Origin of the sequence: Aquabacterium sp. (assembly GCF_030652515.1) — a bacterium.
GTDB lineage: Bacteria > Pseudomonadota > Gammaproteobacteria > Burkholderiales > Burkholderiaceae_C > Aquabacterium.
The window spans coordinates 1-5,165 of sequence record NZ_JAUSAR010000068.1 but is presented as its reverse complement, the minus strand read 5'-3'; the positions used below and the strand labels follow the sequence as shown (position 1 = coordinate 5,165).

6 protein-coding genes are annotated in these 5,165 nt (G+C 61.1%); all 6 read right to left on the bottom strand.

Going from position 1 to position 5,165, the window contains the following annotated elements; genetic code table 11:
• Nucleotides 1-485: 485 nt before the first annotated feature.
• Nucleotides 486-1,145: a recombinase family protein gene (locus Q7V20_RS08680; protein WP_304789313.1), complete on the bottom strand. Its 660-nt coding sequence runs from the start codon at nt 1,143-1,145 to the stop codon at nt 486-488.
• Between the two features lie 57 nt (nt 1,146-1,202).
• Nucleotides 1,203-2,810, bottom strand: a complete 1,608-nt coding sequence (locus Q7V20_RS08675) for an IS66 family transposase (RefSeq protein WP_304789310.1) — start codon at nt 2,808-2,810, stop codon at nt 1,203-1,205.
• Nucleotides 2,811-3,680: a DUF4338 domain-containing protein gene (locus Q7V20_RS08670; protein ID WP_304789308.1), complete on the bottom strand. Its 870-nt coding sequence runs from the start codon at nt 3,678-3,680 to the stop codon at nt 2,811-2,813.
• A 65-nt stretch (nt 3,681-3,745) separates the two neighbouring features.
• Nucleotides 3,746-4,105 carry an IS66 family insertion sequence element accessory protein TnpB gene (gene tnpB, locus Q7V20_RS08665; RefSeq protein WP_304789306.1) on the bottom strand — a complete coding sequence of 120 codons (360 nt, stop codon included), beginning with the start codon at nt 4,103-4,105 and terminating at the stop codon, nt 3,746-3,748.
• Complete coding sequence (locus Q7V20_RS08660; protein ID WP_304789303.1) at nt 4,102-4,500, bottom strand: hypothetical protein; 399 nt, start codon at nt 4,498-4,500, stop codon at nt 4,102-4,104. Before Q7V20_RS08660 ends, tnpB begins: the two co-directional genes overlap by 4 nt.
• Nucleotides 4,501-4,554: 54 nt before the next feature.
• Nucleotides 4,555-5,165 (bottom strand): hypothetical protein (locus Q7V20_RS08655; RefSeq protein ID WP_304789301.1); only part of this gene is annotated, 611 nt, incomplete at its 5' end.

The following is a 5,165-nucleotide window of genomic DNA, read 5'->3' as shown; positions in this document are numbered from 1 at the left end:
TTGTGCCGTCATCGAAACGGGAAGTGACGCCTCGAAACGCTTTCCGGGCGGCTTCCCAAGCTGAACGTCGCCGGTTCGAGTCCGGTCTCCCGCTCCAACAACCCCTTCCTTATCAGCGCGTTAGGTGCAATCACTGCACTTCGGATTTTGAGGTGTGACTCCGCAAGACTCCACTCGCCAGTTTTCTCTTGATCTTGGTGTGTTCGAGCTCGTCCCCGCTGCTTCGATCATGCACACGGTAACGTTTGTGGCTGCAGTGTGCTTGGAATCGCAGCCTCAGCATGTTCTGTTTGTCGGTGGTCGCAGCGGCATGTTGCCATTTCTCGTATCGTGCTCCGCTTCCATGAGTGCCTGGAGGATTGCTTGGAGTACTGGTGTTGCTGCGTTGGCGATGCGGTCGTCGTTGTGGTCCGAGGGTGTTTTTTCGCCGTGGAAGATGTTGCATCGTGTCCTTCCGGCAAGGCTGCGTAAGAGTCCGATTGCTCCTATTTCCGGTTGAAATAGGTCGCTAGAATCCGGCGAACCGAGGTGCGTCCGATTTGCAACCGGCGGGCGATCTCGGATTTGCTGACGCCGGCACGATGTAGCTTGGCGACCTGGTCTGCGTGGAGCGCCGCTGTTCGCGGCCTGCCCAGTTTCTTGCCGTTCTGACGGGCATTGGCCAAGCCAGCGCGGACCCGCTCCCGCAATATCTCTCTTTCGAATTCCGCGAATACGGCGAGGAGACCGGCCATGGCTCGTCCGGCCGGCGTGGTCAGGTCCAGGGCCTCGGTCAGCGAGACGAAGCTCACGCCGAGATGCTCGAGTTCCTGCAGCGTCGCCAGCAGATCAGTCACGGACCTGCCCCATCGGTCAAGCCGCCACACCACAACGACATCGATTTCACGGCGCCGCGCGGCGTTCAGTAGTTCCTCGCGAAGTTCTCGCGGCGCTGCTCCCGAGCCGACATCCTTCACCTGCAAAGCGATCGTCCAGCCCCGCCGGACGGCGTACTCACGCAGGGCACGGATCTGCAGCGGGATGGTCTGCTGGTCGTGGGTGGAAACGCGGGCGTAGAGACCAGCGCGAAACATTTTCATCTGCTTCCGTGTCTGGCCAAAAACCCTGGGCGATTTTACGTTCTCATATTCTTGTTTGGCGGCCATTTCGGAGTACCCCTCCCGCATGGCCGAAGACTATCATTTCCGGCCACGTGGGATTCATCATACTCCGGCGCGATCGAGCGTCTGGCGGTAGTTCCACGGCATCCATTCAGTGGGTTGGGCCGCCAGTTCCTGAGCGTGCCTCTGAAGCTGGACCAGGTAGTCGAAGGAGTTGGCGCCGCATAGCTGGCAGGTGTGGATCAGGCTCATGTACAGATCGCCTACCTGGGCTCCATTCAGAGTCCGGTAAAACAGTGCGTTCTTGCGATGCAGCACGGCCCGCTTCAAGGCGCGTTCGCAGAGATTGTTATCCAGCGGTGCGCCCACCTCTCGTAGAAACGCGGTCAGTCCCTTCCAGTGGCGCAGCAAATAGGTGATGGCCTTCCCCAGTCCGGAGTTCGGCTCCGTCTTGCGCTCAGCAAACTGCGCTTCCAGCCACCCGTGCAGTTGCTCCATCACCGGACCGCTGTGCTCCTGATGCAACCGTAGCCGCTCCTCCGGTGTCAGGCCGCGCTCGCGCGCCGCCGCATCGTGGCCATACACCTGGCCCAGCATCTCCAGCACGTAGCGGCATTGCTCGGGAAAGCTCGCCGCCACTTCCACGAACTGTCTTCTTCCGTGGGCCAGGCACTTTGCCAGCAAAATCTCTGCTCCCGCCGGCAGCTTCGGCATGTTGCGCGACAGCGCGTCACACATCTGAATGGGCGGGCTCGACTGCTCGGCCCGATGCTTCAACACGTCGGCGATGTTCTCACCGGCATGCTGGCGTCCGGTGAAGTACAGCGCGATCTTCCAGCCCTGACCGGTGGACACGATGCCGCTGGTGAACACACCCTTGCGTTCATCGGACGGCTCGCGCGCCAGCCGCAGCACCCTCATTCCGGTGTCGTCATTGTGGACTACCTCGCCCTGCGCCGCCTGCCGGATCAGCTCATCCCGCGCCGGTCTGATTACCTCCGCGGCTTCCTCCACGATCTCCCACTGTGTCGCTGCCGGCAGCGGAATTCCGAGCTGACCTTCGAGCTGTTCCAACCGGTAGAATGGGGTCCCGCTGCCGTACTTGAGCTGTGCGATCATTGCCGCCGCCGTCTCGTCGTACTTTTCCGGACCCACTCCTTCCGGCTCTTGTGCCGTAAAGACCTGCCCGCACGCGCCGCAGCGCAACCGCTCGAGCGAGTAAACGGTGGCCGCCAGCGGCGCCTGTCCCACAATCCGCACCAGCACTTTCGGTTCTTTCTGCCCGTATACGTTGCCTCGCTCGCAGTCAGGGCAGCGATCCCCGTGCTTCAACTGCTGGTGCGCAATGGCGACTTTCTTCGCGCCCCGAAATGCCTCGGCTCCATTGCGCCCGTGTCCCGGCTGCGGATCGCCTGGGGATTGCTTCTCACCATTGTCCGGTGTCTTTTCCGTCACTCCGCCGGTGGGCTCCATGCCGGCCTTCTGCAATACATCCTTTGTCTTTTCCGTGCTCGAGCCCAGCAGCAGTTGGCGCAGATGCCGGATCGTGGTGTCCTTGTCGGCAACCAACTCCGTCAGGTAGTCCAGCGTATTGACCGCCGCTTCCAGCTTCCGATAGTCTGGGTCCTCCAACGGCGCTTGCCGCGAGCGCGCCAGCGCCTGCTGCAACTCTTCCATCTTCACGTCGATGCGCTTGATCGCCGGTTTCATCTACTGGCCCAGCCTTTGGCGAAAGCGCTTCGTCAATGGATAGCCGAGAACCTCTTTGATCGACCGGTTCGGCACGTAGCTATTGGATGCCTTTCCCCGGCCCGTCGTCTTGCCCAGCACAATCCAGTTCGCCGCCCGGTAGCACGTGCCGCGGAATCGCCCGGGGTCCACAAACGTCTCCAGGAAGTAAATCGGATGCCCGTACATCCGCTGCCAGTCCTCGGAGATCCGCACCGCCATTCGGCCCAGGATATGCGACGCCAAGTGCTCGACTCGGACCCACGGCAGGATCAGGAAGCGTGTGTTGTAGGCGATAAAGCCAATATTGCGACGGCGCGCTTCGGCACTCCAGCCGATGTAGCGGTCGCGACTGCCCAGGTGCCGCGGAGCCGACGACCATGCCAGGCAGGCGACCGGACGGCCCTGCGCCCACACCAGATACTTCAGGTGTTCGCCCACCGGTTGCTCGTAGCCGAGATAGTGATGTTCCTCCATCAAGCCATTGAACAATGGCTCTTGGGCGGTGCGCCGGACCTGCGTGAACTCCAGCGGCTGGAGATCACGCAACCGGTCTTCCACGAGTGTGGTCTCGATCTGTGCCGGCTCCGGCCTGGCTCGCTTGGCCAACGGATTATGCCGCACGTAGCTCACCGGCGGCAATGTGATCTGGCCGGCCCGCTCCAGCATCAGCAGCATGCCACGGCACACCATGTCGCGCAACGCACCATTGGCCTGGCGCCACTGCCAGGCCTCACATAGTTTGGTCGATAGCGTGCGGCGGCTTTCGTTCGGGTGCCGCTCGATCAGTGCGCGGATAGAGTGGATGTCTTCCTGAGTGATCTCGCGGCCGCGATACCTGAACTCGACCATTGATCAGCAGTATGAATCCGTTCTCCTTGGAACGCAAGGGGGTAACGAGATTATTCTCGCAAAGCCTATTTCAGCGCACTGACCCGCCGCCACATCGGCGCGGCCCGTACTCGTGAAATGTCACCGGCCGCCAGCAGCAGTTGTGCCTCGTATGCTTCCAGCGACTTACCTGGTCCGGTGGATTCCGGCCACCACACGAACCGCCCACGTGAGAGGCGCTTCTGCGCCAGCCAGTACCCCTGGCCGTCGTAGGTGAGGAGTCGGATCGCTGTACCGCTGCGGCTCCGAAACACGAACACGCACCCGGAAAACGGATCCTCGGCCAGTCTCTCCTGGCAGAGCCGTGCTAAGGAATCAATGCCCTTTCTTCCATCGACGGGTTCGATGGCCACCAGCACGCGCATCTGGGCGGTGATCTGAATCATCTCTCTGAATCCCGCCAGGCGCGCAACAGACTCGTCCAGTCGGGCGAAGTGGTGGACTTCCACTGGATTCGCATCTTACTCCTGCCAGAGCACTCGAACTCGACCACATATTCATCGGGCTGTGCGCAGGCAGGCGCAATCAGCTCCACAAATCTCGGCTGGCGCGGGACTTCACTCGCGCCGGAATCGGTAGCCAACATGAGGCGCTTCAGCTTACCGCCATCCAGGTGTAACTCCTGCGCGGTACGGTTCACCCCTTCTCGCCGGGCGATCTCCAGCGCGACAGCCCACAACTCGTCCGGAATTCGCGCCTTTCCCGAACGGTTGCCCCTCCAATGCTCGAAGCGCGCTCGTACTTCTGCGATGTCAACGCCACGACCGATCTTGCTGCCCATCGTCATTCCTCCTTGCTCGCACACCGCGCCGAAGAATGACGTTACCAGTTGTCGTCAGGCGACTTCACGCATCATTGCCGAAAACTCACCAAGCTCCAGGTAATCCCGTAGCAGCTTGATCGCCCCTTCGATGTCATAGTCTACGCGAACTCCAGCCTCCATCAGAACTAACTGCCTGTCATGCACGCCGCTTGATCTGAGTTCCTCGCAAATACCCAAGAATACTCCGTGCTCGCGAAGGCGAAGCGTGCAATTGACTAGTTGGCGTGTGTCGAAACCCATATGCTTCGGCGCCGCTAACCTTTGCCATAGGGGCAAGGCGTCCCTGTCCATGCCGAGGTCCGCCAGCATAAGAGCGGTAAGCCTCACATCCGCATGATCCGTCGCACTCTCAATTGAGTCCCTCGCCCTACTGGCCAATTCGATGGCCATTTCACGGTCGCCCGCCTCTAGCTCAATCCTCGCGCCGTAAGCGTCAAGGGCCGTAGCGGACAGTGAGCTCGATCGAACGGCTGCAAGCAATGATCTTCCTGCCTCCCACCTCTGATTCTTCGTGAAGTTGGCGATAGCAGCTGCGACCGCCTGCATTCTGAGGGCGACGGTCGTCTCAGCCGGGTCGGTAGCGAGCTTCGCGAATAGCGCTCCAGCTTCGTCGCGAGCCTCGG

Coding starts and splice junctions, on each gene's coding strand:
- Q7V20_RS08675 (WP_304789310.1), bottom strand. CDS start 2,810: ATGAAACCGGCGATCAAGCGCATCGACGTGAAGATGGAAGAGTTGCAG.
- Q7V20_RS08680 (WP_304789313.1), bottom strand. CDS start 1,145: ATGGCCGCCAAACAAGAATATGAGAACGTAAAATCGCCCAGGGTTTTT.
- Q7V20_RS08670 (WP_304789308.1), bottom strand. CDS start 3,680: ATGGTCGAGTTCAGGTATCGCGGCCGCGAGATCACTCAGGAAGACATC.
- tnpB (WP_304789306.1), bottom strand. CDS start 4,105: ATGATTCAGATCACCGCCCAGATGCGCGTGCTGGTGGCCATCGAACCC.
- Q7V20_RS08660 (WP_304789303.1), bottom strand. CDS start 4,500: ATGGGCAGCAAGATCGGTCGTGGCGTTGACATCGCAGAAGTACGAGCG.